The sequence below is a fragment of the Nakamurella alba genome (assembly GCF_009707545.1).
In the GTDB taxonomy this organism is placed as follows: Bacteria; Actinomycetota; Actinomycetes; order Mycobacteriales; family Nakamurellaceae; genus Nakamurella; species Nakamurella alba.
This window is the reverse complement of the sequence record NZ_WLYK01000017.1, coordinates 36,754-63,584: the sequence shown is the minus strand read 5'-3', so window position 1 is coordinate 63,584 and position 26,831 is coordinate 36,754. Positions and strand designations below refer to the sequence as shown.

Below are 26,831 nucleotides of genomic sequence, written 5' to 3'. Positions count from 1 at the left end.
CCCCGGAGGGCGCGGAGATCCGTCCACCCGGCGTGACCCGTCGGCCGTGGGAGTCGGTTCCCGGGCCCGGGTGCGCGGGAACCGGTCGCCGGGACGGCAGTACGTGCGTCAATCAGCAGGCCGGACGTCGAGGTCCGGCTCCGTCAGAAAGGCACGACAACGATGCGAACACGGCGTTCCGCCGCAGTCCTGGGCACGGTGCTGGTCACCGCGCTGCTCGCCGCCGGTTGCGGCAGCTCCGACTCCGGATCGGGATCCTCCGGCGACACCATCAAGATCGGGGCCTGGTACCCGCTCACCGGCGCGGTGGCGGCGTCCGGCGTCCCGCAGCGGGACGGTGCCGACGCCTACTTCAAGATGCTCAACGAGCAGGGCGGCATCAACGGCAAGCAGGTCGAGTTCATCGTCAAGGACAACGCCTACGACGCCCAGCAGACCGTGCAGATCGCCCGTGATCTCATCGGCGGCGACGACGTGGTGGCGATCGTGGGAGCCAACGGCACGGCGCAGGGCGAGGCGACCTTCCCGTTCGTCATCGAGCAGTCCAAGGTGCCCTACCTGATGCCGCTCGGTGGGCTGTCGTCCTGGTACGAGCCGCCGCGCGACGGCCTCTTCGGGTTCATGACCGGGTACGAGGACCAGGGCGCCGCCGTCGGCGCCTGGGCCGCCGAGGAGGGCGCGAAGAAGATCGTGGTCGTGCACAGCGACCCGGCCGCCTTCGTCAGCGTGGCGTCCCAGGTCGGCCCGGCGGCGAAGACCGTCGACGACTCGGTCACCACCGAGCTGCTGCCGGCGAAGTTCGGGACCACCGACTTCGCCCCGGTGGTCAGCCAGGTGAAGTCCTCCGGCGCCGACGCGGTCGTCACCATCCTCGCGGCCCCGGAGGCCGCCGCCTACCTGAAGGAGGCGGAACTGCAGGGGGTGTCGAAGCCGACCTACGGCTACGCGCCGGACGCCTCTGCCGCGCTGCTCTCCCTGGCCGGCACCGCCGCCGAGGGCTTCCATTCGGTGTCGCTGACCAAGGCCCCGGTGGAGAGCGATCCGGCCACCAAGGAGTTCCTGGACGCGATGAAGAAGTACTACCCGGACCAGACCCCGGACTTCATCGCGATGTGGGGGTGGGCAGCTGCGAAGTCCTTCGCCCAGGTGGCGAAGACGGTGCAGGGTGACATCACGGCGGACTCGCTCAAGGCCGCCTTCACCGCTGCCAGCTCGGTCGACAACGGTGTGGGGCCGGTGCTCTCGTTCAGCGCGGACCAGCACCTGGGTACCCGGGACGTGCAGCGGGTGACGGTCAAGGACGGCGCCTGGGTGTCCGAGGGCGGCTTCTTCACCCCGCCGCCGCTGGTCGCGGCGGGCTGACCGGGCCGCTGGAGAGGAACGCCACGATGAGCTTCGTTCTCGTGCACGGCGCCGGCTACGGCGCGAACTGCTGGGACCTGCTGGTCCCGTCCCTGCCCGGGGAGGTGCTCGCGATCGACCTGCCCGGCCGCGGCACCCGGGCGGAGAAGGACCTGCGCACCACCACCCTGGACGACTGCGCGCAGGCGGTGGTCGACGACGTGCTGGCCCGTGATCTCACCGACATCGTGCTGGTCGGCCACTCCTTCGCCGGGGTCACGGTGCCACGGGTGCTGAACCTGATCCCGGACCGCATCTCGGCGGTGGTCCTGGTCGGCGCGGCGGTCCCGCCGCACGGCCTGCGGATGCTCGACCAGCTGGCACCGGAGATCCGCGGACCGGTGGAGGAGTCGCTGATCGGCGGTCTGTACAGCATCACCCGCGAGGGTGCGATCCCCATGCTGTGCAACGATCTCGACGAGGAGCAGAGCACCTGGGCGCTGGACCGCCTGGTCGACGACTCGGCCGCGCTGCTCAGCGAGAAGGTCGACCTGTCCGGCTACGAGCGGGGCGTGCCCACCACCTGGGTCCGGACCCTGCAGGACCACTGCGTGCCGCTGGACCTGCAGCAGCTGGGCATCGAGCGCAGCCACGCCACGGTCAAGGACATCGACGCCGGTCACATGGCAATGATCTCCAGGCCGGCGGAGCTGGCGGCGATCCTGGTGGCCGCCGCCCCCTGACCCACCGCCCGACACCCCGCCCCCCGCGAGGATCAACTTCCTCGGCGCGTACGAAGATGGCGGAAATGGTACCTGTGATGCAGGTGTCGCCATCTTCGTACGCGCAGGAGAAGAAGATCCTCGCGGCGGGGGGTGGGGTGTCAGGAGGGGGAGGGGACGAGGACCGCGCGGCCGCTGATCCGCCCGGCCCGCAGATCCGCCAGGGCGCGGGCGGCGTCGGACAGCGGGTAGACCTGCCGGTGCACGTGGATGCGGCCCTGCGCGGCCAGTGCCAGCAGTTCCGCCAGCTCCTCTCGACCGCCCCAGTACGGGACGGAGAACTTGACTCCCGCAGGCAGTCCCGCGTTCTTGCGGACGTCGATCGCGCCGCCGGCGGTCCCGACGAGCACGTAGGTGGCGCCGGGACGGAGCAGCGACGAGCCCAGGGCGACCGTCTCCGGGGCGCCGACGAAGTCCAGCACCGCGTCCACCCCGGCCGCCCCGGCCGGCAATTGCTCGCGGATCCGGTCGCCGGCGTCGGGACCGGACGCCACCGGGATCGCACCCAGGTCACCGGCCAGCTCGAGGGCGGCCGGCTTGGTGTCCACCGCGACGACGGTGGCCGTCGTCAGGGCCGAGAGCAGTTGCACGGCCATGTGTCCCAGGCCACCGACACCCAGCACCAGGACCGACGCATCGGCACCGGTGAGATCCGGCAGCAGCGGGCGGAGGGCGGCGTAGGAGGTGAGCCCGGCGTCGGTCAGTGGCGCCGCGTCCAGCGGGTCCACCCCGTCCAGCGGCACCAGCAGTTCCGGTCGGGGGACCAGCACGTACTCGGCCATCCCGCCGTCGCGGCCCAGCCCGGCGCCGAAGAAGGTGAGCGACGCCCGCCGGTCGCAGAGGTTGTCCCGACCCACCCGGCAGCGGCTGCAGTCGCCGCAGCCCCACGGTCCGTACACCGCAACAGCGGTCCCGATCGGCATGGTGCCGGCCACGTCGTCGGCGAGAGCGGCGACCTCACCGGCGATCTCGTGTCCCAGGGTGAACGGCAGCGCGGTGGCCATGCCGCCCACCGGCGACTCCACCACATGCAGGTCCGAGTGGCACAGCCCGGCGGCCCGTACCCGGACCAGCACCTCACGGCCGACCGGGACGGGGGTCGGGACCTCCTCCAGTTCCGGGTCAAGGCCCGCAGTCCGCAGTCGCAGCGCCTGCACGTCAGTGCTCCGTGTAGTCGTAGAAGCCGCGCCCGCTCTTGCGGCCGAGCAGTCCGGCGTCGACCATCCGGCGCAGCATCGCCGGGGCAGAGGCTGCCGGATCCCGCCACTCGGCGTACAGCCCGTCGGCGACGAACACCATGGTGTCCAGACCGATCAGGTCGAGCAGGCGCAGCGGACCCATCGGATGACCGCAGCCGCGCTGCATCCCGGTGTCGATGTCCTCCCGGGTGGCGATGCCGTTCTCCAGCATCCGGACGGCGGACAGCAGATAGGGCACGAGCAGGGCGTTCACGATGAACCCGGCCCGGTCCTGGGAGCGGATCACGGTGCGTCCCAGCCCATCGGTGAAGAAGCCCTGCACCGCATCGGCAAGCGCGGGGTCGGTGACCAGGGTCGGGGTGAGCTCGACCAGGTCGAGGGCGGGAGGTGGGTTGAAGAAGTGCAGACCCAGCACCCGCTCCGGGTGTGTCGAGCCCCGGCCGATCGCGGCGATCGGCAGTGACGAGGTGTTCGACGCGAGGACCGCGGTGGGGGCGACGATGTCGCCCAGCCGGCCGAACAGATCCTGCTTGACCTGCAAGGACTCGACCACGGCCTCGATCACCAGGTTCGCCCCGGCCAGGGCGGTGACATCGGTGGCGGGCGCGATCCGGCCCAGCCGCGCCGCCGCCTCCTCCTCGGTGACCCGGCCGCGCCGGACCGCGCCGTCCAGGGAACGCCGGATGCGCTGCAGCCCCGCGTCCACCGCGGCCCGGTCCAGGTCCACCAGCACCACGTCCGCGCCCGCGGCGCAGACCTCGGCGATACCCGATCCCATCTGTCCGGCGCCCACCACACCCACTGTCCTGATCATCCCTGCGACCTCCCTGTCGTCCCGGTTCCGTGCGCGGCGCCCCGCGCTGTCCTGCAACGGGTGTCGACCGTTCCGACCGACCATGCCCGCGGCATTGACAGCACCCTACGGCAGGGCTATACATGGATTGAATTCAGTTCAATCGAAAGGACCTCCCCCATGGCCGTCGAAGACGACATCCAGTTCGAGCGGGACGGGAACATCGCCCGGGTCTGGCTGAACCGTCCGTGGAAGAAGAACTGCGTGACGGTGCCGATCCTCAACCGGCTGGACGAGATCGTGAAGGAGGTGGACGCCGATCCCGAGCTCAAGGTGCTGGTGCTGCGCGGGCGTGGCAACACCTTCTGCTCGGGCTTCGACCTGGACTCGCTCAAGGCCGACTACATCGGCAGTACCACCGCGGCGGACGTCGCGGAGATTTCCGCGAAGATCTGCGACAACCTGTACCGCGCCAAGACCCCGTCGATCTCGGTGATCGAGGGGTACGCCACCGCCGGCGGCTTCGAGCTGATGATCTCCACCGACTTCGCCATCGCCGAGGACGACGCCCGGATCGGTGACTTCCACATCCGCCGCGCGCTCTTCGGCGGCGCCGGCCCGATCTACCGGGTTCCCCGGATGATCGGCATCCGCAAGACCAAGGAACTGATGATGACCGGCAAGCTCCTCTCCGGCAAGGAATGTGCCGAGTGGAACCTCGTCAATGCCTCCGCCCCGGCCGACGAGCTGGACAAGACGGTCGACGAGTTCGCCGCGCTGCTCTCCGACAAGAGCCCGTTCCAGATGAACCTCACCAAGTCCGCCATCGACCGCAGCCTGGACGCGGACACCGAGTCGCTGATGGTCATCGAGCGGCTGTCGGTGGGTGTCACCCTGCAGTCCGACGACGCCCGCGAAGGCGTCTCGGCGTTCCTGGAGAAGCGCGACCCGGTCTGGACGGGGCGCTGAGCGGACCGTGCAGTCGCAGGAATCCGCCGTGCCGTCGGCGACCACGCCGGTCACCGACGGCACGGCCCTGACCGGGGCCCGCTGCCCGGAGTGCGCCGTGGTCACCTACCCCGCCGCGGCGCACTGCCCGCGGTGCGGTACCACCACCGAACCGTCCGTCCTCTCGTCGCACGGCACGGTCTGGAGCTGGACGGTGCAGCGTCACCCACCCAAGTCCCCTCCGTACGTGCTGCCGGAGAACGGGTTCCGCCCGTTCGGCGTCGTGTACGTGGAGCTGCCGGAGGGGATCCGGGTGGAGGCGGTCGTACCGCCGCTCGACGGTGTCGATCCGGGCACGCTGCGGATCGGTGACCCGGTGCAGCTGTCCGGCCGTGGAGGCGTCCCGGTCGCGGAGCTCCTCCGATGACCGGCGTGGTGATCGCCGGGGCCGCACGGACCGCATTCGGCCGGACGCCGGGCACCGGCCGGGCACACGCGGTCACGGCGGTGCGCGCGGCGCTGGCCGATGCCGGGATCGACTGGTCCCGGGTGCGCGCGGCTTTCGGTGGCAGCGACAACGCCGGCCTGGCCGACACCCTGGTCGCGGACCTGGGACTCACCGGCATCCCGTTCGTCAACGTGAAGAACGGCTGCGCGACCGGCGGCAGCTCGCTGGTCAGTGCGGTGAATGCGATCCGCAGCGGGATGGCGGACGTGGTGGTGGCGGTCGGGTTCGACAAGCACCCGCCGGGCGCTTTCGACCCGCGGCCGGGGGACTGGGGCCTGCCCGACTGCTACGGCACCGACGGGCTGATGGTGACGACACAGTTCTTCGGCGCCAAGATCCAGCGGTACCTGCACGACCACCGGCTGGACCCGGAGCTGCTCGCCCTGGTTGCCGAGAAGGCCTACCGCAACGGTGCTCTCACGCCGCAGGCCTGGCGTCGGGATCCGCTGACCGCGGACCAGATCCGGGACTCCGGCCTGGTCAGCGATCCGCTGACCCGGTTCATGTTCTGCTCACCCGGCGAGGGTGCGGCGGCGCTGGTGCTGACCGCCCCCGGGGTGCTGCCGGACCTGCACCGACGGGTGCGGTTGGACGCGGTCGCGGTGCGCTCCCGCCGGTTCGGTTCCTTCGAGGTGTTCGCGCCGTGGATCCCCGGCGGAGAGCTGACCAGCGTGAGCCGGGACGCCTCCGCCGCCGCCTTCGAGGCCGCCGGGATCGGGCCCGGTGACGTCGGTGTCGCGCAGCTGCAGGACACCGAGGCCGGCGCCGAGCTGATGCACATGGCCGAGTGCGGATTCGTCGCCGACGGCGAGCAGGACAAGTGGATCCGCGAAGGGATGACCGAGATCGACGGCCTGTTACCGGTGAACACGGACGGCGGCTGCATCGCCAACGGCGAACCGATCGGCGCCTCCGGGCTCCGCCAGGTGGTCGAGGTGGTGCTGCAACTGCGGGGCGAGGCCGGTGACCGTCAGGTGCCATCGGCCCCGACCGTCGGCTTCACCCATGTCTACGGTGCCCCCGGCGTCAGCGCCTGCGCGGTGCTGTCGTGCTGAGCACCCGCCCCGCCGTCACCGACCGGGTGCAGGCCGCACTGGCGGATCTGCATCCGGGAGCAGAGGTCTCGGAGCTGGCCGTGCTCGAGGGCGGTCGGTCCGGTCTCACCTACGCGGTGGATGCCGGTGGCCACGGGTACGTGGTCAAGGCCGTCCCCGAGGGGCGCCGGGCGGTCGGCCGCAACGACGTGCTGCGGCAGGCGGTGGCCCTGCGGGCACTGCACGGACGCGGCGTGCCGGTGCCGACCGTGGCCGCGGAGTCGGCCGATCCGCCGGCCTGGTTCGCGATGACCCGGGCGGCCGGCGAAAGTGTGGAACCGGTGCTCGACACGCAGACCGTCGACCCGGAGCTGGTACCGGTGCGGATGTCCGCGCTGGCCCGGGCGATGCGTGTCATGCACGGGATCGACGTCACGGCACTGGATCTCGGCGATCAGGAGGTGCTGGCCCCGGCGGACGAGCTGGCTCGCTGGACCCGCACCCTGCGCGCCGTCCCGGAGGAACTACGACCGCAGGGCGAAGAACTGGTGGCGCTGCTGGCAGCGGCACCCCCGGCTGCGGCCCGGTCGGCGTTGACCCACGGCGACTGCCGACTGGGGAACTCGCTGTTCGACGGTCCGTCGCTGACGGCGATCATCGACTGGGAGATCTGGGCCGTCGGCGACCCGCGGATCGACCTGGCCTGGTTCCTGCTGTTCTGCGAGCCGGACAACTTCCCCGGTGTCGGCCACGCCGCGGCCGGGGTGCCGTCCGAGGCGCAGATGATCGATGTCTACAGTGAGAACGGACCGCCGGTCGAGGATCTCGACTGGTTCCGCGCGCTGGCCCGGTTGAAGATGGCCGCGATCATGGGGCACAACGTCAAACGGCACCGCGAGGGCACGCACGTCGACCCGGTGCAGGAGACCCTGCCGCCGACGGTGGCGGCCATGCTGCGCAACGGGGTGCGCCTGCTGTCGTAGAACACCGGCACCGGTACGAGACACGAACACCGACAGACGATTCCGAGCACCACCGAGGCGCCGCAAGGGAGCAGCAGCCGTGGACTTCAGATACTCCGACCGCACCGTGGCGCTGCAGCAGCAGCTGCGGCAGTTCATGGACGAGCGGGTGATCCCCGCCGAGACCGTCTACGAGGCGCAGCTCGCCGCCGGGTCCGACCCGCACGCGCTGCCTCCGGTGATGACGGAGCTGAAGGCGGCCGCCCGGGAGCAGGGGCTGTGGAACCTGTTCCTCACCCACGGGACCTGGGGCGCCGGCCTGACCAACCTCGAGTACGCGCCGTTGGCCGAGGAGATGGGCCGGTCGATCATCGGCAACGAGGTCTTCAACTGTTCGGCGCCGGACACCGGGAACATGGAACTGCTGTCGCTGTTCGGCACGCCGGCCCAGCAGGACCGCTGGCTGCGGCCGCTGCTGGACGCCCGGATCCGGTCCTGCTTCGCGATGACCGAGCCGGAGGTGGCCAGCTCCGACGCCCGCAACATCGCCACGCGGATCGAGCGGGACGGCGACAGCTACCGGATCACCGGCCGGAAATGGTACACCTCCGGCATTCTCGACCCGGACTGCGAGTTGGTGATCGTGATGGGCGTGTCCGACCCGGAAGCCGAACCCTACCGTCGGCAGAGCATGGTGCTGGTGCCCAGGGACTCGCCCGGTCTGGAGGTTCTCCGTGACCTCACCACCTTCGGTTACCAGGACCGGCTGGGGCACGGCGAGGTGCTCTTCGACGGGGTGACCGTCCCGGCGGAGAACATGCTCGGCCGCGAGGGGGACGGTTTCGCCCTCGCCCAGGGTCGGCTCGGGCCCGGGCGTATGCACTACGCCATGCGCGCGATCGGGATCGCCGAGCGCGCGCTGGAACTGATGTGCCGGAGGGTGCTGCAGCGCGAGGCGTTCGGCGGCCCGCTGGCCCGGCAGGGAGTCATCGGCGAATGGATCGCCCGCAGCCGGATCGAGATCGACGAGGCCCGGCTGCTGGTCCTGAAGTCGGCCTGGATGATGGACAACGGTGGTGCCCGGACCGCCCGCATCGAGGTGGCCGCGATCAAGGTGTCGGCGATGGGTGTCGCGCACCGGGTCTGCGACCGGGCCGTGCAGGCCTTCGGTGCCGCGGGCGTCAGCGAGGACACCCCGATCGCCCGGTTCTACGCCCTCACCCGCGCGCTCCGGATCGCCGACGGTCCGGACGAGGTGCACCTGCGGACCATCACCCGCCAGGAACTCGACAAGCACAAGACCCGGGAAGGTGTCTGATGGACCGACCGCTGTTGGACGGCAAGGTGGCCCTGATCACCGGCGGGTCCCGGGGGATCGGCTTCGGGATCGCGACGGCCTTCCGGGCCGAGGGTGCCACCGTGGTGCTCACGGCCCGCAAGGCGGCCGGCCTGGACGAGGCGCGCGAGCAGCTGCTGGCCACCCCGGGCACCGGACAGGTGCACACGGTCGTCGCCAATGCAGGTGACCCCGACCAGGCCGCCGCCGCGGTGGCGGAGACGGCCGAACGCTTCGGGCCGCTCGACGTACTGGTCAACAACGCCGCCACCAACCCGTACATGGGTCCGCTGGCCGACATCGACCTGTCCCGGGCCGCGAAGACCGCGCAGGTCAACCAGATCGCCCCGATGTTGTGGATCCACGCCGCCCGCGAACACGGCATGGGCCGGGACTCGGGCGCCGCGGTGATCAACGTGGCGTCGGTCGGCGGGTTGCTGGTCGACCCGCACATCGGCTTCTACAACGCCACCAAGGCGGCGCTGATCCACCTGACCATGCAGTTGGGGTACGAGCTGGGTCCGGACATCCGGGTCAACGCCATCGCCCCGGGCGTGATCAAGACGGAACTGGCGCGGGCGGTCTGGGAGGCGCGCGAGGGTGTGCTGACCGCCCAGCTGCCCATGCGCCGGCTCGGCACGGTCGAGGACTGCGGGAACGCCGCGGTGTTCCTGGCCAGCGACCTGTCGTCGTGGATCACCGGGCACACCCTGGTGATCGACGGCGGCGCGCTCGGACTGCCCCGGGCGGTGCAGACGTGACCGCCCTGGACACCCCGGCGCAGACCGTCGGAGCCGTTGCCCTGCCGTCGTTCTCGCTCACCGACCGGACCGTGGTGGTGACCGGCGCGTCCGCCGGGCTCGGCCTGCGCTTCGCCACCCTGCTCGCCGCCGCCGGGGCGCAGGTGGTGGCCGCGGCCCGCCGGCTGGACCGGCTGGAGGAGCTGGCCGCCGGCACGGAGAACATCCACGCGGTGCGCTGCGACGTCGCCGATGCCGAGGACCGGGAGGCGCTGGCCGCCCGGGCCCTCGAGCTCACCGGACGGTTCGACGTGCTCGTCAACAACGCCGGCATCGGCGGCCACGGCAACGCCGAGGAGGAGGGCGTCCGCGTCTACCGCGAGACCCTGGAGGTGAACCTGGTTGCGCCGTACCATCTCTCGTGCCTGCTGGCCGCGGCGCCGGAGCCGCAGCAGGGCAAGGTGATCGTCAACATCGCCTCGATCGTCGGCCTCGGTTCCACCTTCCCGCTGTCCGGCGCCGGCTACGCCGCCTCGAAGGGCGGCATCATCGCGCTCACCCGTGAGCTGTCCGGCCAGTGGGCCGCCCGCGGCATCCGGGTCAACGCGCTGGCCCCGGGCTGGTTCCGGTCCGAGATGACCCAGGCCCTCTTCGCCGACGAGAGCGCGGCCCGCTGGGTCGTCAAGAACACCCAGATCAGGCGGCCGGGTGAGGTGTCGGAGCTGGACGGCGCCCTGCTGTACCTGGCGTCCGACGCCTCGTCCTACACCACCGGCCAGGTGCTGGTCGTCGACGGCGGCTGGACCGCCCGGTGACCGGCCCGTACCGCATCACCGGCCACCACCTGCGCGAGATGACCGCCACCACAGAAGAATCCGGAGAGAACCGATGACCACCACGAACCAGGCCTACCTCGTCGCCCCACGGCGCACCCCGGTCGGTCGGCGGAACGGCGGACTGTCGGCCGTGCACCCGCTCGACCTGGCCGGCGCCGGCATGCTCGGCACGCTGGCCGCCGCCGGCGTCGACCCCGGCGCGGTGGACGACGTGGTGTTCGGCTGCGTCGGCCAGATCGGGCCGCAGACCGGCAACATCGCCCGGCTCGCCTGGCTGGCCGCGGACCTGCCGGAGCACGTGCCGGGGGTGACCATCGACCGGCAGTGCGGGTCCTCGCAGCAAGCGGTGCAGCAGGCCGCCCAGGCGGTCTTGTCCGGTACCTCCGACCTGGTCCTTGCCGGTGGTGTCGAGTCGATGAGCGTGGTGCCGATCATGAGCCCGGCGATCCTGGGCATGGAGAAGGGCATGCCGTCGCCGTTCGCCGCGACCGGCTGGACGAAACGCTACGGCGACCAGGAGATCTCGCAGTTCCGCGGCGCCGAGCTGATCGCGCAGCACTGGGGGATCGAGCGCTCCGACATGGAGGAGTACGCGCTGCGCAGCCACACCCGGGCTGCCGCCGCCATCGCCGCCGGTCGCTTCGACGACGAGATCGTGCCTGCGTTCGGGGTGACGACCGACGAGGGACCCCGTCCCGACACCACCCTGGAGAAGATGGCCGGGTTGAAGCCGCTGAGCGCGGGCGGGCGGCTGACCGCGGCGGTCTCCAGCCAGGTCTCCGACGGTGCGGCCGCGGTGCTGGTGGCCTCGGAGCGGGCGGTGCAGCAGCACGGCCTGACCCCGGTCGCCCGGGTGCACACCGTCGCCGCCGTCGGGTCCGATCCGGTGTTCATGCTCACCGGGCCGATCCCTGCCACCGAGAAGGTGCTGCAGCGCTCCGGTCTCACCATCGACGACATCGACACCTTCGAGGTGAACGAGGCCTTCGCCTCGGTGGTGCTGGCCTGGCTGAAGGAGACCGGCGCCCCGCTGGAGAAGGTCAACCCGAACGGCGGCGCGATCGCCCTGGGTCACCCGCTCGGCGCCAGCGGCGCCCGGCTGCTGACCACCATGGTGCACGAGCTGCGCCGCACCGGTGGCCGTTACGGTCTGCAGGTGATGTGCGAGGGCGGCGGCATGGCCAACGCGACGATCGTGGAGATGCTCTGACGCCCGGAGGCGGCAGCGCGGTCCGTTCACTCGAGGAGGAGGAACGATGGCAGTACCCGAGTACATGGCGCACCTGGACGCCGGCCGGTTCGAGGAGGCGCTGGCGCTGATGGCGCCCGACGTGACGTTCCTGCTGGCGCTGCCCGGCCGGCAGGTCACCGGCAGCAGCCGGGAGGACTACCGCGACTACGTCAGCAGCCGGAGCGCGCCGGCCGACCGGGTGCACCGGATCCTGCGGCACCTGCACGAGGGTGACACCGAGGTGGTCTACGGCGTCGTCGAGGAGGGTGGCCACCGGGCCACCGGGGCCTTCATGTCGATCGGCCGGCTGACCGCCGACGGGACGATCGCCGGGTACCAGTCCTACTTCGACCCGTCGTTCTCCCTCTTCGACGCCGCGGAGCCCGCGCTGCCCGGGGGCTCGGTATGAGTGCCGATGTCACCGACAGCTTCCTGACCCGCTGGTTCGCCATCATGGACAGCGACACCCCGGACCGGGTCCTGGATCTCGTCGACGACGACTTCCAGCTCGGCATCGTCTTCTCCACCGGCGGGCAGGCCGCGGACTTCGCCGGCGACCGGGCGGCGCTGGTCGGCTACCTGGCGCAGCGGGAGCGCGGCACCCGGACCCACCACCTGCTCTCGCACGCGATCACCGGTCACGACGAGCTGTTCCTCGGCGAGGTCCGCCGGTCCGGCGAGTTCGAGGCGAGCTTCGTCGCGGCCGGCCGGGTGGGCCCGTCCGGGAAGCTGACCCGGCTGCTGATCGGCCGCTCGCCTGCGGCCAACTTCTCCGACGTCCCGGGAGGGAACTGAGATGTACAACCTGGTGCTGCTGGCCTCCCGGCCGCCGGACTGGACGCACGAGCAGTTCATCGACTGGTGGCGCGGGCCGCACGCGGAGCTGACGGTGGAGCTGCCCGGCTTGCTGCGCTGGCTGCACACCGAGGTCGAGGACGCGTTCGAGGAGCGCTCTAAGGGCTGGGACGGGGTGTCGATCCTGTCCTTCGAGTCGCGGGCCGCGATGGACGCGGCACTGGCCAGCCCGCAGTGGCAGGCGGCCGTCGACCAGGTCGGCGACATGCGTGGCCGGCGCATCGCGGTCTTCGGGTCCGAGGCCCAGATGTTCACCGCCTGAGGACTTTCCGCAGGCGATCTTCCGGACGGCGCAGGCCGTGGACGAGTGGGGTTGGTGGCAGTGCAGCAGTTGGTGAAGCAGTTCCTGGACCGGGCGGCCGCCGCGGACCACATCGCCGTGATCGACGACAGTGGGCCGCACCCGGCGAGCGAGATCGTCGCCGCCGCCGACGACCTGGCCGCCGCACTCGGCGACGGGGTACCGCGGACGGTGCTGGTGCAGGCCGACAACTCGTGGCGGACACTGGCCGCGACGGTGGCGGTCGGCCGGGCCGGCGGGGTCATCGCCGTGGTGAACCGGCACACCACCGCCGCGGAGCTGGCCGATGCCTTCGACGACATCCGACCGGACGCCGTGGTGGTCGACCCGTCCGCCTTCGAGGAGTGGCAGCTGGCCACCCTGCTCGGCGCCGGCCCGTCGGGCACGGCGCTGGACGGCTGGACCGTGGCGACGACCGATCCGGCCGGGGTCGGCCGCTGGTCCGGTGGCGGCCTGATCGGGCTCACCTCCGGATCCACCGGGCGGGCGAAGGGTGTCGTGCAGTCCGGCGACGCCATCGCCTACGCCGGCGCGCGGACCATCGAGATCAACGACCTACGGCCGGGAGACCCGATCGCGGCCATCGTCCCGCTCTCGTCGACCGCGGCGTTCTGCTTCGGTATCGGGGTGGCGCTGCAACTCGGCGGCCCGTTGGTGACCGCGTCGCGCTGGCGTCCGGACGCCCTGCTGGAACGGATGGGCGCCGCGGGCGTGCGCTGGGTGATGTGCGTGCCGACGATGGCGCTGCAACTCGGCCGTGCCGCCGAGGAGCACGGTGCCGGAGACGATCTCGCCTCGATGACGGTGGGCGGTGGTCCGATGGACCTGGCCGCACTGCAGCGGGCCGAGACCGCCCTGCACACCAGGATCCTGCGGGTGTTCGGCATGTCCGAGTGCCTCGGCCACACCTCTCCGCTGCCGACCGACCCGGTCGAGGTCCGGCTCGGGCGGGACGGGCGCCCGTTCCCCGGCACCGAGGTGCGCGGGGTGGACACCGACGGGCTGCCGGTCCCGGAGGGCGAGGTCGGGCGGGCCCAGGTCCGTGGGCCCTCGCTGTTCCTCGGCTACGCCCGGGCCGGGCGGCTGCACCCGGTGGAGGTCACCGCCGACGGCTGGTTCCCGACCGGGGACCTGGTGCGGCGCAACGGCGACGGCACGATCTCGATCATGGGCCGGGAGAAGGACGTGATCATCCGTGGCGGCCGCAACATCGACGTGCTCGAGGTGGAGACCGCGGTGGCCTCCCACCCCGGCATCGAGTCCGCGTGCGTGGTGCCGCTGCCGGACCCCGAGCTCGGTGAACGCATCGGGGTGCTGGTGGTCACCGAGCCGGGCCACCCCGTCGCCCTGCCGGACCTGTTGGCGCACCTGGGATCCGTCGGGCTGTCCAAGACCAAGTGGCCGGAGTACCTGTTCCAGGTCGAGGCGCTGCCGCAGACCCGGGTCGGCAAGCTGTCCCGGCCGGAGGCCAAGGACCTGGCCGCCCGGCTGCACCGGGCCGGCACACAGATCGGAGCGGCATCATGACCGGAACACTCGACGGCAAGGTCGCGCTGATCACCGGTGCCGGCCGCGGCATCGGCCGGGCCATCGCCGAGAAGCTCGGCGGCAGCGGTGCGCGCCTGCTGCTCAACGATCTCGATGCCGGTGTCCTGGAGGAGACCCGGGACGCCCTGCGCGCCGGCGGTATCCGCGCCGAGTCGCTGGCCGGTGACGTCACGGCGCCGGACATGGGTGACCGCCTCGTCGGTACCGCGGTGGACACGCTCGGCGGTCTCGACATCATCGTCAACAACGCCGGGTACACCTGGGACGGCATCATCGGGAAGATGTCGGACGAGCAGTTCGACGCGATGCTGGACATCCACCTGAAGGCGCCGTTCCGGATCCTGCGGGCGGCCGCGCCGTGGTTCCGCGAGCAGGCGAAGCTGGAGACGCAGAGCGGTCACGAGGTCTTCCGCAAGGTCGTCAACATCTCCTCCGCGGTGGGCATCGGCGGGAACGCCGGGCAGGTCAACTACGCCGCGGCGAAGGCCGGGATCAACGGGGTGACCGCCACTCTCGCGAAGGAGTGGGGTCGTTACCGGGTCAACGTGAACAGCGTCGCCTTCGGGCTGATCCGGACCAGATTGACCGCCCCGGTGGACACCCCGGACGCCGACAGCAGTCTGCAGGTGGGGGAGCGCAGCATCGCCAAGGCGGTCCGCACCGAGCACATCGAGGCGATCGAACGGACCATCTCCCTCGGCCGCGGTGCGACGCCGGAGGAGGCCGCCGGTGCGGTGTACCTGATGTGTCTGCCGGAGAGCGACTACATCACCGGGCACGTGCTGCTGTGCACCGGCGGGATCCCGCTGTGACCGGGGGGCACACGCCCCTCGCCGTCGCCGGGCATGCCGACCGGCACCGCTGGGCACTCCCGGGGCCGCACCCGGTCGCGCCCGGCGTGCACCGGCTGCCGCTGTCGCTGCCGCAGGACGGCCTGCGGGCGGTCAACGTCTACGTGATCGACCTGCCGGACGGCATCGCGCTGATCGACGCCGGCTGGGCCACCCCGGAGGCGATGGGTGAGCTGCGGCGGGGACTGGCGGAGCTGGGCAGGTCACTGTCCGACATCCGCACGGTGCTGGCCACGCACATCCACCGGGACCACTACACGCAGGCGATCACGCTGCGCCGTGAGGTCGGCTGCCGGGTGTATCTGGGGCTGGGCGAACGCCCCGGGCTCACCACGCTGCGCCGCATCGCCACCGACGTGCCGGTCAGCTCGCTGGTCACCCTCCGCGCGGCGGGCGAGAGCCTGCTGGCGGACAGCATTCTCGCCGAGATGCAGGCGGACGACCGCTACGAGGCCTCGATCTGGGAGGACCCCGACGAGTGGCTGCAGCCCGGGAAGTTCCAGCTCGGCGACCGGCGGCTGCAGGTGGTGCACACACCCGGGCACACCCGCGGGCACCTGATGTTCGTCGACCACGCGGCCGGGTTGATGTTCACCGGTGATCACGTCCTGCCGCACATCACCCCGTCGATCGGGTTCGAGCTGGCGGACGGCGGGCTGCCGCTCGGCGACTACCTGGACTCCTTGCAGGCCGTGCTCGACCTGGACGACGCCCGGATGCTGCCGGCCCACGGTGATCCCGTGCCACAGGTGCACGCCCGGGTCCGCGAGTTGCTCCGGCACCACGACGACCGACTGGCGGAGGCGCTCGCGGTGGTCGTCGGCCGCGGACCGTCCGCCGGCGGGGAGGTCGCCCGGCGGCTGCGCTGGACCAACAGCCGCCGTCCGTTCGAGGACCTGCGCGACTTCGACCGGATGTTGGCCGTCTGCGAGACCGTCGCCCATCTGGACGTTCTCGCGCAGCGGGGCGAGCTCGCGACAGAGTCCGCCGGCGAGATCACGCGCTACCGACGTCCGTAGACCGTACGAGGATCCTGCAGTTCGATCCCGCGGACCGCTGCAGGACCGACCAGAGGTGCACGAGGAGGTGGGCCGGTGCCCACGACAACGACGACCGGTCCGGTCACACCCGACATCGCCGGCCTGCAGGTCGATCCCGGCCTGTTGGCCCGCGGTGAGGAGCAGGTCGCGCTGGCCGGGATGGCCCGCGACGTGCTGTCCGGGTCCGCCGGGCAGGGATGGGCAGAGCTGGCCGCGCTGGGCCTGGTCGGACTGCTGATCCCGGAGGAGGCAGGCGGGAGCGGCGGTGATGCACGGGATCTCGCGGTGGTGATGGAGGCGGCGGGGGCAACACTGTCAGATGCGCCGCTGCTGTCCGGCGCCTTCGCGGTCGCGGTGCTGGCCGGTCTGCCGGATGCGGCAGATCTGCTGCCGGGCATCGCCGACGGCTCGCTCCGGGCGACACTCGCTCTGCCGCAGCACAGCTCGGTGACGCTCGAGGGCGACCGGGTCACCGGGTCGGCCGGGCCGGTGCTCGACCCTGACGCCGACCTGGTCCTGCTCGTCGCGACCGACACCGCAGGTACGCCCGTGCTGGTCTGCTGTGCCGGGGATGCCGACGGCATCACCCGGACCGGTCTGACGGTGCTGGACCCGACCCGGCCGCTGGTGCGGCTCGATCTCACCGATGTCCCCGCCCGGATACTCGCCCGGGAGGCGGATCTCGACCCCGCGCTGGCCATCGGCAGCATCGCCCTGGCCGCCGAGTCGGTCGGGATCACCGATCATGCCCTGCGCGAGACGGTGGCCTACGTGACCGGCCGGCAGCAGTTCGGCCGCCCCATCGGCTCCTTCCAGGCCGTCAAGCACCGGCTCGCCGATCTGCTGGTGGAGCTCGAGGCGGCCCGGTCGGCAGTGGCGCTCGCCGCGGCCTGCGCGGTCGGGGCGCCCGAGCTGCTGCCGGTGACCGCGGCCGCAGCGCAGCTGACCGCCGGGAATGCCGCCGCCCTGGCGGTCAAGGAGTACGTCCAGCTGCACGGCGGGATCGGGTTCACCTGGGAACATCCCGCGCACCGGTACGTCCGGCGGGTGCGCGCATCGGCCGGCCTGTTCGGATCGGCGCACGAGATCCGGCTGCAGATCGCCGATCTGCTCGGACTGCCGGGAGGGAACAGCCATGTCCGCTGAGACGATCGTGCCGACGCCAGAGGAGTTCCGCCGCGCCGCGCGTGGCTGGCTCGCCGAGGTCGCGGCACCGCGTGACACCTCGACGCGATGGGGCAGCGGGTCCGATGCGGTCGCGGTCTTCGAGAACTGGACCGAGGAGGAGGAGCACCGGTACACCGATGCCACCCGGGACTGGGAGCGGCTGCGCTACGACAGCGGTTGGGGCGCACTGGCCTTCGACCCAGCCGTCGGCGGGCGCTCGCTGCCCACCCACTACGAGTACCTGTACCGGATGGAGGAGGCCGACTTCGACGTCCCGCAGCGGACCGAGATCTTCCCGGTCACCTGCCAGCTGATCGCCCCGGCGATCGCCGCCTGGGGCATCCCCGAGCAGACCGCGCGCTGGCTGCCGAAGCTGCTGCGCTCCGACGAGCTGACCTGCCAGTTGTTCTCGGAGACCGAGGCCGGGTCGGACCTCGCCGCGGTGCGCACCCGGGCGGTCCGGGAGTCCGACGGCTGGCGACTTGACGGGCACAAGGTCTGGACCTCGGGTGCCCGGGTGTCGACCTGGGGGCTGGCGGTGTGCCGGACCGATCCGGACGCGGCCAAGCACGCCGGCATCACGGCGTTCATGGTGCGGATGGACGCGCCGGGGGTCACCGTCCGGCCGATCCGCCAGATGACCGGCGGCGAGAGCTTCAACGAGGTGTACCTCGAGGGGGTGCACGTCCCGGACACGGACCGACTGGGACCGGTGGGCGAGGGATGGCGGGTCACCCAGACGGTGCTCGCCGCCGAACGGCTGGACTCCGGATCGTTGGGCATCGACAACGCCCTGCGGGCTGTCGATCTGGCCGGTCACCAGCCGGATCTGGATGCCGCCCGCCGGGCGGCCGCGGCGGACCTGGCGGTGCGGACGCTGGTGCAACGGGCGCTCGGACTGCGGGTGATGGCCACGCTGTCCGCCGGCGGTCAGCCCGGCCCTGAGGCGTCGGTCGGCAAGCTGGTCGCCACCCGGACCCTGCGCGAGACCTCCGACCTGGTCGCCGACCTGCTGGGACCGCGTCTGGTGGCCGATGACGGCAGCTGGGGTAGCTGGGCCTGGACCGAGCACGTGCTCGGCGCCCCGGGTTACAGCATCGCCGGTGGCACCGACGAGATCCAGCGCACGATCCTGTCCGAGCGCGTGCTGGGCCTGCCCCGGGAGCCCAGGCGTTAGGATCGTCCATCGAACTGAGGTCGGGTCGATCCCCGGGGTGGTACGGCACCGCCTGGTGCACGGGACGAGGAGGACGGCATGGCGACGACGGTGGCGGAGGCCGGCCCGCGCAGCAAGCGGGCGGCGATCCTGCAGGCGGCGGTGCGCAGTTTCGGCGAGACCGGTTACGAGCACACGAAATGGTCGGCAGTGGCCGACCGGGTCGGCATCGGGCAGACCGCGCTCTACCACTACTTCGAGTCGAAGGCCCACTGCCTGCTGACCATCATGCACATGGAGCTCGCCCGCTCGGCGGACAACTTCACCGCCGCCACGCAGGGTCTCGAGCCGCTGCCCGCGCTCCGGGCCGCCGTCCGGACCGCCTACGACGTGAAGAAGCAGGAGGTGCTGCAGATGCGCATCCTGCACACGCACACCTCGATGCTGGCGCACCCGCGTGGTTCGGTGCGCGAGGAGGAGGAGAGGCAGGCCTCGCGGGCCCTGGTGCAACAGATCGAGCACAACTGGACCGACCTGATGCAGCGGGGCATGGACACCGGGATCTTCCCGGAACGCAACGCCACGCTGATCGGCCGGGCGACGCTCGGCCTGGTGATCAGCGTGTGGGACTGGTACCGGCCCGGTGGTGCGCTCAGCCTGCCGGAGATCAGCGACATGATGACCGCGGGGGTCGAGCGCTTCGCCCGTGGGGTCGACATCGGCGACGCCGACGGCCCTGTCGCCGCGACGCCGACCCGGACACGCCGCCCGTCCGCCGGGACGGCGGCGGACGGCGCGAGCCCGGCCCCCGACGGGCCCGCACCGCCGGTGAAGGTCAGCGCGCCGTCCAGCCGCCGTCCACGTACAGCTCGGAGCCGGTGACGTAACTCGCGTCCGGCGAGAGCAGGAAGGCGATCACCCCGGCGACCTCGGACGGCGCACCCAGCCGGCCCATCGGCGTCCCACCGACCATGCGCTCCCGGCGCTCGGTGCCGGCCCACATCTTCTTCGACCGCTCGGTCTCGATGAAGCCGGGATGGACGGAGTTGACCCGGACCGCCTGCCCGGCCCAGTACAGCGCGGCGTTCTTGGTCATGGTGCGGACCGCGCCCTTCGCCGCGTGGTAGGCCACCTCGCCGCCGAAACCGCCGACGGTGCCGAAGATCGAGCAGATGTTCACGATCGATCCGCCGCCGGGTCCGGCCAGCAACGGGCCGATGTGCTTCATCCCCAACCAGACCCCGGTCTGCGTCACCCGGAGCACCCGCTCCCAGTCGGCCACCGTCTCGGACTCCACGGTGCCCATGGATGCGATCCCGGCGTTGTTCACCAGACCAACCGTGGTGTCACCGTTCTCCTGCAGTCGGGTGGCCAGCGCCGCCCACTGCGACTCGTCCCCGACGTCCAGGGCGAACGGCTCGGCGCAGCCCCCGGCGGCGCGCAACTCGTCCGCGAGAGCGGCGCACCGACCGCCGTCGAGGTCGGTCACCAGGACCGTGTGACCGTCGGCGGCGAGCCGCCTCGCCGTCGCCTCGCCGATACCGCCGGTCGCCCCGGTCAGTACGACGGTGCCGCCTTCTGCAGTGGCCACGATGCCTCCAGTTGTCGAGCTGAACTCACTTCGATTACACTCTGCCCTCTGCGAGCTGCTTCTGCAACGAGATGAGGTCGACCGTGCCGGTTTTCGACAGTGTGACCGACCTGGCCGATGCCGTCGGCGTGGTGATCGGGACCAGTGACTGGATCGAGGTCGGCCAGGACCGGATCAACGGGTTCGCCGACGTCACCGACGACCACCAGTGGATCCACGTGGATCCGGACCGGGCGGCCGGCGGACCCTTCGGCGGCACGATCGCCCACGGCTACCTGACCCTGGCGCTGGCCGCCCCGGTGATGGAGCAGGTGCTGCACATCGGCGATCTCGGCAGCGCGGTGAACTACGGGCTCGGCAAGGTCCGCTTCCCGTCGCCGGTCCCGTCCGGCAGCCGGGTCCGGGGCACACTGTCCCTGCTCGCCGCCGACCCGGTCGCCGGTGGCTACCAGGCGACCTTCGAGCTCGTCATCGCGGTCGAGAACGCCGACCGTCCGGCCTGTGTCGCCGAGGTGCTGGTGCGGCTCTACCCGACGGAACGCCGGGCAGCCTGATGACCGGGCCCGGGGCGGACGCCGAGGCTCCCGCCCCGGGGCTGTTCTCCGCGCTCCGCGTCCGGGCCTTCCGGGTCCTGCTGCTGGCGCTGCTCGGGGCGAACACCGCACTCTGGCTGCACACCGTGGTGGCGCAGTGGGTGCTCACCGTGGGCGGCGCCTCGCCTGCGGCCGTGGCCGGGGTGCAGGCGGCGTTGGTGCTGCCCTTCCTGGTGCTGGCGCTGCCGGTGGGACACGTGGTGGACAGCCGTGGCGCCGGCCGGATGATCCCGGGCGCGATGGCGGCGATGGCGCTGGCCTCCGCCGGTCTGGCCCTCGTGGCCGCCCGAGGCCCGGTCGGGTCCTGGCTGCTGATCGCCGCGACCGCGGTGCTCGGGTGCGGCCTGGTGCTCTGCATCGTCGGCTGGCAGAACCGGATGCCGCAGCTGGTCGGCCGCGAGCGGATGGGTTCCGCGGCGACCCTGGACGGGATGGTCTTCAACGGCGCCCGGGCCATCGGTCCGGCGGTCGGCGGACTGCTGCTCGCCTTCCTCGGGGCGGCCTGGGTGTTCGCCGTCGACGCGCTCATCTTCGCGGCGGCGGCGGCGATCTGCACCCGGTTCCCGACCCCGGTGCGCTCGGATGCCACCCCGCCGGGGTCGATGGGTCCGGCCGTCCGTGGTGGCGTACGGTTCGTCCGCCACTCGCCCTGGATGCGGCGGACACTGTTGCGCCTGGTGCTGTTCTCGCTGCCGGCTGCGGCGTTCTGGGCGCTGTTCCCGGTGATCGCGCACGACGTGATCGGCCTCGGCACGGTCGAGTTCGGTCTGGCCTTCCTGGTGATCGGGGCCGGAGCGGTGCTCGGTCCGGCGCTGGTGCAGCCGGTGCGGCGCCGGTGGCCGGTCAACGTCTTCGTGGCGGTCGGCTGCACCGGCTACGCCGCCGGACTGGTGCTGGTCGCCCTCGACGTCCCGGTCGCCGTCCTGGTGGTGGCCCTGTTCGTCATCGGGACGGCCTGGGTGACGGTGCAGAGCGCCTGGCTCACGGGTGCGCACCGGGTGCTGCCGGACTGGGTGCGGGCGCGCAGCATCGCGCTGATCCTGGTGGTGCACCAGGTGTGTCAGGGTGGCGGCGCGCTGCTCTGGGGATGGATCGCCGACGGGCTGGGGGTGCGGACGACCGCGGTGATCGCCGGCGGGGTGATGGCCGCCGCCGCGCTCACCGCCGTCCGGTGGGGCATGCTCCCGGTCGACGGCATGGACCCGTCGGCCGCACCGTCGCAGTTCCGGAATCCGGTCGGTGACGACCGGCGGGCGGTGCTGCTCGTGGTCGAGTACCGGGTCGATCCTTGCGGGGTGGAGCCGTTCATGGCAGCACTGCGGCTGCTGGAAGGCACCAGGCGGCGGCTCGGCGCGGAGCGCTGGGCCGCGTGGCGGGAGGAGGGAGGGCCGGGGCACGGTGGCGATGCGGTGCTCGTCGTGGAGACCTTCCGCATGCGCTCGCTCGTCGAATGGGCCGACGTGCAGAGCCGTCGCTGGACCGTGGCAGAGCGCCGACTGCTCGACGACGTCCTGCGACATGCCCTGGCTGCTCCTGGTTTCCGGATCCTGGTCGAGACCTGATCAGGTCTTGACGCCGGGCGCCGGCAGAGGGAACACTCAGCCTCCCAGACCGAATTCAGTTCAGATGGGCGGATCGATGAAGATCGGCGATGCAGTCGTTGACCCTCTGGTGGACGGCGAAATGGTGGTGCCTGCGGATGCGTTCTACCCGGGGCAGACGGCGGCGGACTGGCGCGGGAGCGAGCAGTTCCTGGAGCCGGTGTTCGGCGAGGCGATGCACCTGTACACGTTGGGCGGCTTCGTGATCCGCCACGGCGACCGGGTGATCGTGGTGGACACCGGTGTCGGAGTGCATGCGACGTTCCCGTTCGTCGGCGGCGGTTTCCGGTCGGCGTTCGCCGCCACCGGACTGCGGCGGGACGAGGTCACCGACGTGGTGTTCACCCACCTGCACGTCGACCACATCGGCTGGACCTCGGTGGACGGGAAGGCGTTCTTCCCGAACGCCGTGCACCGGGTGGACCGGCGCGACTTCGACCTCTACTGCGCGCCGGACTTCACCTTCAACGAGGTGGAGGCCGCCTATTGCACTCCCGAGACCGACGCCCCGGGAGTGCGTCTCGGCCCGGTGATGGACCGGATCGAGCTGTTCGAGGGCGACGACGAGCTGCTGCCGGGACTGTCGTCGATCGAGGCGTCCGGGCACACGCCGGGCGAGACGGTGCTGCGGCTGACCTCCGCCGGTGAGAGCGGGCTGTTCCTCGGCGACACCGTGCACACCGCGCCCGAGCTGTACGACGAGAACGCCCGCGGGCAGTGGAACTTCTGCTTCCACCACGACGAGGCGAAGGCGTTGGAGTCGCTGGAGCGGATCCGTCGGATCGTGATCGACGAGGGGCTGCCGGTGGCCGGGGCGCACTTCCCCGGCCTGCAGTGGGGGCGGGTCACCGGAAGCGCCGGCAGCCGGACCTGGGAACGGCTGGACTGACCGGCAGGCCCCGGATTCTACCGCTCCGCCCGGGCGGCAGGGAAGCCGTTCAGCTGCGGGCGCATTCCGGCGGGAGGTATCGGCCGGACCCTGGTTGCCGGGTCCGGCCGGTCGTACTGTCGGACGGGTGGCAGACAACACCGCAGCACCGGCCCCGGAGATCGCGACCCTCGGCGAGCTCCGCGCGTCCGGGCACGTGCACCGCACCGTCAAGGAAGAACTCCGGGAGAACCTGCTGGCCCGGCTGCGGGCCGGCGAGGAGACGCTCCCGGGCATCGTCGGGTTCGAGAACACCGTCGGGCCGGCGGTCGAGCGGTCCGTGCTGGCCGGGCACGACTTCGTGCTGCTCGGCGAGCGCGGCCAGGGCAAGACCCGGCTGATGCGCACCCTCACCGGCCTGCTCGACGAGTGGACGCCGGTGCTGGCCTTCTCCGACCTCAACGAACACCCCTACGCCCCGGTCACCGTCGGGTCCCGACGCCTGGTCGAGGAGCTCGGCGACGCCGCCCCGATCAGCTGGAAGCACCGCAGCACCCGGTACACCGAGAAGCTCGCCACGCCGGACACCAGCGTCGGCGACCTGATCGGCGACGTCGACCCCACCAAGCTGGCCCAGGGCCTCTCGCTCGGCGACCCGGAGACGGTGCACTACGGGCTGCTGCCCCGGGCGAACCGCGGGATCTTCGGCATCAACGAGCTGCCGGACCTCGCCGAGCGGATCCAGGTCGGCCTGTTCAACGTGCTGGAGGAGCGGGACATCCAGATCCGCGGTTACAACCTGCAGCTGCCGCTGGACATGCTGGTCATCGCGTCGGCGAACCCCGAGGACTACACCAACCGCGGGCGCATCATCACCCCGCTCAAGGACCGGTTCGGTGCGGAGATCCGTACGCACTACCCGCTCGACCTGGACCACGAGATCGCCCTCTTGGAGCAGGAGGCCGAGCTGCACGCGGCCGTCCCGGACCACGTGATCCGGGTGATCGCCCGGTTCGTCTCGGAGCTGCGCGGGTCGACCGCGATCGACCAGCGGTCGGGGGTGTCCGCCCGGTTCGCCGTCGCGGCCGCGGAAGCGGTGGCCGCCGCGGCGCTGCGCCGTGCCGCGCTCACCGGTGAGCAGGACGCGGTGGCCCGGATCGGCGACCTGCCCGGGGTGCTCGGCACCCTCCGCGGCAAGCTGGAGTTCGAGATGGGCGAGGAGGGCCGGGAGGACGAGGTGCTCTCGCACCTGCTCCGGCTGGCCACTGCCGCGGTGTTCCGGGAGCGGCTGCGCGGGCTGGACCTGGCCGGCTTCGCCGCGGTGTTCGAGGACGGCCGCACCGTGGAGACCGGTGCGATCGTCCCGGCCCGGGACCTGTTGTCGCAGTTCGGGTCCGTCCCCGGTCTGGCCGCCGTGCTGCGCGGCCTGCAGGTCGAGGAGGACACCGTCACCCCGGGGCAGGCGGCGGCCGCCGTCGAGTTCGTCCTGGAGGGCATGTACCTGACCCGCCGGCTGTCCAAGGACAGCGTCGACGGCACGACGATCTACGGGAGCTGAGCGATGCCGGAGGTGCCGGGCAGGTACCGGTACGGGTCCTTCAGTGGCGGCGAGGATCCGCTGAAGCCGCCGTTCGACGTGCGTGCCGCCGTCGACGAGCTCGGCGAGAAGGTGCTGGCCGGCTCGAGCGTGCGCGATGCGATGCGGGAGATGTTGCGGCGCGGGCTGTCCGGCCGGAAGGGCCTGGACGAGCTGCGCAAGCAGATCCGGCAACGGCGGCGGCAGTTGCAGCGCAGCGGCCGGCTCTCCGGTGCGCTGGACCAGGTGCGGCAGATGCTGGACCAGGCGCTGGCCGCGGAGCGCGAGCAGCTCGGCGCGGAGGACACCGACGCGGCCCGTCTCGCCGAGATGACGCTGGACGACCTGCCGGACGACACCGCCTCGGCGGTCAAGGGTCTGCAGGACTACCAGTGGCACTCGGAGGAGGCCAGGCAGCAGTTCGAGCAGATCGGGCAGATGCTGCGCGAGCAGGTGCTGGACCGCCAGTTCGCCGGGATGAAGCAGGCGCTGCAGGGCAACGACCCGGAGGCCATGAAGGCGATCCAGGCGATGCTCGGTGACCTCAACGAGATGCTCGCATCGCACGCCCGCGGCGAGGACGTCACCGACCGGTTCTCTTCCTTCATGGACAAGCACGGCCGGTTCTTCCCCGAGAACCCTGAGAACATCGACGATCTCATCGATCTGCTGGCACGCCGGCAGGCCGATGCGGAGCGGCTGATGCGCTCCCTCACCCCGGAGCAGCGGGCCGAGATGCAGCAGCTGATCGAGCAGGCCATGCAGGACGTCGACCTGGAGTCCCAGCTCAGCCAGCTGCAGGACAACCTGACGGCGCTGCGGCCGGGCATGATGCGCGGCGCCCGGCCGATGGACGTGGACGGCGAGGAGGGCCTGGGTTACGGCGAGGCGGTCGGGGTCATGTCGGACCTGGCGGACCTGGAGTCGCTGGACCGGCAGCTCGGCCAGGACTATCCCGGATCGACGCTGGACGACGTGGACGTGGAGGCACTGGAGCGGCAGCTGCCGCCGTCCGCCGCGGCGGATCTGAAGGCGCTGCGCGATCTCGAGCGCGAGATGGAGCGGCAGGGGTACCTGACCCGGGACGCCGGCGATCTCGGGCTGTCGCCGAAGGCGCTGCGCCGGCTCGGCGAGACCGCGCTCAAACGGATCTTCCAGCAACTGACCGGGCAGGACTCCGGCTCGCACGACGACCGACGGACCGGGGTCGCCGAAGAACGCACCGGTGCCTTCGTGCCGTGGGAGATCGGCTCGGAACGGCCGATCGACGCCGTCCGGACCGTGCAGAACGCGGTGACCCGGCGCGCCCGGGCGGGCGACGGGTTCGGCGACTTCCCGCTGGACCTGCAGGTGACCGACTTCGAGGCGGCCGAGACCGAGAAGCGCACCGCGGCGGCCGTCGCGCTCTGCGTCGACCTGTCCTTCTCCATGGTGATGGAGGACCGCTGGGCACCGATGAAGCAGACGGCACTGGCGCTGGCGCACCTGGTCTCGACCCGGTTCCGCTCGGACGCCTTGCAGATCATCGGGTTCGACCTGGTCGCCCGGCACATGTCGGTGCAGGAGCTGGCGGTCGCCGAGCCGGAGTGGGTGAAGGGCACCAACCTGCAGCACGCGCTGCAGTTGGCCCAGCGGCACGTCCGGCGGCACCCGGAGGCCGAACCGGTGATCCTGGTGGTCACCGACGGCGAGCCGACGGCGCACATCGACACCGACGGGACGCCGCGGTTCCAATGGCCGCCCAGTGCCGAGTCGGTGCGCGCGACGGTGGCCGAGGTGGACCAGGTGACGCGGTCCGGGGCGACGCTGAACATCTTCATGCTCGGCGACGACCCGGGCCTGGCCCGGTTCATGGACTCGGTGGCCCGCCGCTCCGGCGGCCGGGTGTTCACCCCGGAGCTCGGGCAGCTCGGCCAGTACGTGGTGTCCGACTACCTCAGGGCCCGGCAGGGACGGCGTCGCTCCGCCTGACGC

26 protein-coding genes and 1 pseudogene are annotated in these 26,831 nt (G+C 71.7%); 24 read left to right on the top strand and 3 right to left on the bottom strand.

All coding sequences use genetic code 11. The features are described from left to right. Positions 1–162: 162 nt before the first annotated feature. Positions 163–1,362 carry an ABC transporter substrate-binding protein gene (locus GIS00_RS25385; protein WP_154771266.1) on the top strand — a complete coding sequence of 400 codons (1,200 nt, stop codon included), beginning with the start codon at positions 163–165 and terminating at the stop codon, positions 1,360–1,362. A 26-nt stretch (positions 1,363–1,388) separates the two neighbouring features. Then, positions 1,389–2,084, top strand: a complete 696-nt coding sequence (locus GIS00_RS25380; RefSeq protein ID WP_154771265.1) for an alpha/beta fold hydrolase — start codon at positions 1,389–1,391, stop codon at positions 2,082–2,084. 140 nt (positions 2,085–2,224) lie between these two features. Here the strand turns inward: GIS00_RS25380 and GIS00_RS25375 are convergent, their stop codons facing one another. Together GIS00_RS25375 and GIS00_RS25370 are read right to left on the bottom strand one after the other, a co-directional pair. After that, positions 2,225–3,280, bottom strand: coding sequence for an alcohol dehydrogenase catalytic domain-containing protein (locus GIS00_RS25375; protein WP_322098430.1), 1,056 nt, complete (start codon positions 3,278–3,280; stop codon positions 2,225–2,227). A 1-nt stretch (position 3,281) separates the two neighbouring features. Further along, positions 3,282–4,136, bottom strand: a complete 855-nt coding sequence (locus tag GIS00_RS25370) for a 3-hydroxybutyryl-CoA dehydrogenase (RefSeq protein ID WP_154771263.1) — start codon at positions 4,134–4,136, stop codon at positions 3,282–3,284. Between the two features lie 159 nt (positions 4,137–4,295). Between GIS00_RS25370 and GIS00_RS25365 the strand changes: the two genes are divergently transcribed. From GIS00_RS25365 to GIS00_RS25285, 17 genes and pseudogenes are all read left to right on the top strand, one after another. Next, positions 4,296–5,084, top strand: a complete 789-nt coding sequence (locus GIS00_RS25365) for an enoyl-CoA hydratase/isomerase family protein (protein ID WP_154771262.1) — start codon at positions 4,296–4,298, stop codon at positions 5,082–5,084. A gap of 7 nt (positions 5,085–5,091) precedes the next feature. After that, positions 5,092–5,490, top strand: a complete 399-nt coding sequence (locus GIS00_RS25360; protein WP_322098429.1) for a Zn-ribbon domain-containing OB-fold protein — start codon at positions 5,092–5,094, stop codon at positions 5,488–5,490. Continuing rightward, entirely contained in the window at positions 5,487–6,626 is a 1,140-nt protein-coding gene (locus GIS00_RS25355) for a thiolase family protein (protein ID WP_154771261.1), read from the top strand. The genes GIS00_RS25360 and GIS00_RS25355 overlap by 4 nt, the downstream gene beginning before the upstream one ends. Next, on the top strand, positions 6,620–7,588 hold the full coding sequence (locus GIS00_RS25350) for a phosphotransferase family protein (RefSeq protein WP_322098428.1): 969 nt from the start codon (positions 6,620–6,622) through the stop codon (positions 7,586–7,588). Before GIS00_RS25355 ends, GIS00_RS25350 begins: the two co-directional genes overlap by 7 nt. 79 nt (positions 7,589–7,667) lie before the next feature. Next, positions 7,668–8,885 (top strand): acyl-CoA dehydrogenase family protein, encoded by a 1,218-nt coding sequence (locus GIS00_RS25345; RefSeq protein WP_322098427.1) that lies wholly within the window; start codon positions 7,668–7,670, stop codon positions 8,883–8,885. Continuing rightward, positions 8,885–9,664 (top strand): SDR family oxidoreductase, encoded by a 780-nt coding sequence (locus GIS00_RS25340; protein ID WP_154771260.1) that lies wholly within the window; start codon positions 8,885–8,887, stop codon positions 9,662–9,664. The genes GIS00_RS25345 and GIS00_RS25340 overlap by 1 nt, the downstream gene beginning before the upstream one ends. After that, entirely contained in the window at positions 9,661–10,458 is a 798-nt protein-coding gene (locus tag GIS00_RS25335; protein ID WP_322098426.1) for an SDR family NAD(P)-dependent oxidoreductase, read from the top strand. Before GIS00_RS25340 ends, GIS00_RS25335 begins: the two co-directional genes overlap by 4 nt. 73 nt (positions 10,459–10,531) lie before the next feature. Beyond that, a complete protein-coding gene (locus GIS00_RS25330) occupies positions 10,532–11,689 on the top strand; it encodes an acetyl-CoA C-acetyltransferase (RefSeq protein ID WP_154771259.1) in 1,158 nt (385 codons plus the stop codon). A gap of 46 nt (positions 11,690–11,735) precedes the next feature. After that, a complete protein-coding gene (locus tag GIS00_RS25325) occupies positions 11,736–12,119 on the top strand; it encodes a nuclear transport factor 2 family protein (RefSeq protein ID WP_154771258.1) in 384 nt (127 codons plus the stop codon). Next, a complete protein-coding gene (locus GIS00_RS25320; protein WP_154771257.1) occupies positions 12,116–12,505 on the top strand; it encodes a hypothetical protein in 390 nt (129 codons plus the stop codon). Before GIS00_RS25325 ends, GIS00_RS25320 begins: the two co-directional genes overlap by 4 nt. A 1-nt stretch (position 12,506) precedes the next feature. Beyond that, complete coding sequence (locus GIS00_RS25315) at positions 12,507–12,827, top strand: EthD domain-containing protein (protein WP_154771256.1); 321 nt, start codon at positions 12,507–12,509, stop codon at positions 12,825–12,827. A gap of 60 nt (positions 12,828–12,887) precedes the next feature. Then, entirely contained in the window at positions 12,888–14,393 is a 1,506-nt protein-coding gene (locus GIS00_RS25310) for a class I adenylate-forming enzyme family protein (RefSeq protein WP_407666927.1), read from the top strand. After that, on the top strand, positions 14,390–15,226 hold the full coding sequence (locus GIS00_RS25305) for an SDR family NAD(P)-dependent oxidoreductase (protein ID WP_154771254.1): 837 nt from the start codon (positions 14,390–14,392) through the stop codon (positions 15,224–15,226). Before GIS00_RS25310 ends, GIS00_RS25305 begins: the two co-directional genes overlap by 4 nt. Then, positions 15,223–16,284 (top strand): MBL fold metallo-hydrolase, encoded by a 1,062-nt coding sequence (locus GIS00_RS25300; RefSeq protein WP_322098423.1) that lies wholly within the window; start codon positions 15,223–15,225, stop codon positions 16,282–16,284. Before GIS00_RS25305 ends, GIS00_RS25300 begins: the two co-directional genes overlap by 4 nt. 75 nt (positions 16,285–16,359) lie before the next feature. After that, on the top strand, positions 16,360–17,451 hold the full coding sequence (locus GIS00_RS25295) for an acyl-CoA dehydrogenase family protein (protein ID WP_322098422.1): 1,092 nt from the start codon (positions 16,360–16,362) through the stop codon (positions 17,449–17,451). Then, the gene (locus tag GIS00_RS25290) at positions 17,441–18,649 is read left to right on the top strand and encodes an acyl-CoA dehydrogenase family protein (RefSeq protein WP_154771253.1); all 1,209 of its coding nucleotides are present in this window, start codon (positions 17,441–17,443) and stop codon (positions 18,647–18,649) included. Before GIS00_RS25295 ends, GIS00_RS25290 begins: the two co-directional genes overlap by 11 nt. 78 nt (positions 18,650–18,727) lie before the next feature. Then, positions 18,728–19,327 (top strand): annotated as a pseudogene (locus tag GIS00_RS25285) (TetR/AcrR family transcriptional regulator); the annotation flags it as partial. A gap of 136 nt (positions 19,328–19,463) precedes the next feature. Here the strand turns inward: GIS00_RS25285 and GIS00_RS25280 are convergent. Then, positions 19,464–20,222 (bottom strand): SDR family NAD(P)-dependent oxidoreductase, encoded by a 759-nt coding sequence (locus tag GIS00_RS25280; RefSeq protein WP_407666926.1) that lies wholly within the window; start codon positions 20,220–20,222, stop codon positions 19,464–19,466. Between the two features lie 80 nt (positions 20,223–20,302). Between GIS00_RS25280 and GIS00_RS25275 the strand changes: the two genes are divergently transcribed. From GIS00_RS25275 to GIS00_RS25255, 5 genes are all read left to right on the top strand, one after another. Beyond that, a complete protein-coding gene (locus tag GIS00_RS25275; protein WP_322098420.1) occupies positions 20,303–20,773 on the top strand; it encodes a MaoC family dehydratase in 471 nt (156 codons plus the stop codon). Beyond that, entirely contained in the window at positions 20,773–22,374 is a 1,602-nt protein-coding gene (locus GIS00_RS25270; RefSeq protein ID WP_154771250.1) for an MFS transporter, read from the top strand. Before GIS00_RS25275 ends, GIS00_RS25270 begins: the two co-directional genes overlap by 1 nt. A 121-nt stretch (positions 22,375–22,495) precedes the next feature. Beyond that, positions 22,496–23,302, top strand: coding sequence for an MBL fold metallo-hydrolase (locus tag GIS00_RS25265; protein ID WP_196073462.1), 807 nt, complete (start codon positions 22,496–22,498; stop codon positions 23,300–23,302). 127 nt (positions 23,303–23,429) lie between these two features. Continuing rightward, positions 23,430–24,839, top strand: coding sequence for a sigma 54-interacting transcriptional regulator (locus GIS00_RS25260; protein ID WP_322098419.1), 1,410 nt, complete (start codon positions 23,430–23,432; stop codon positions 24,837–24,839). Between the two features lie 3 nt (positions 24,840–24,842). Beyond that, complete coding sequence (locus GIS00_RS25255; RefSeq protein WP_154771247.1) at positions 24,843–26,828, top strand: vWA domain-containing protein; 1,986 nt, start codon at positions 24,843–24,845, stop codon at positions 26,826–26,828. Positions 26,829–26,831 lie beyond the last annotated feature (3 nt).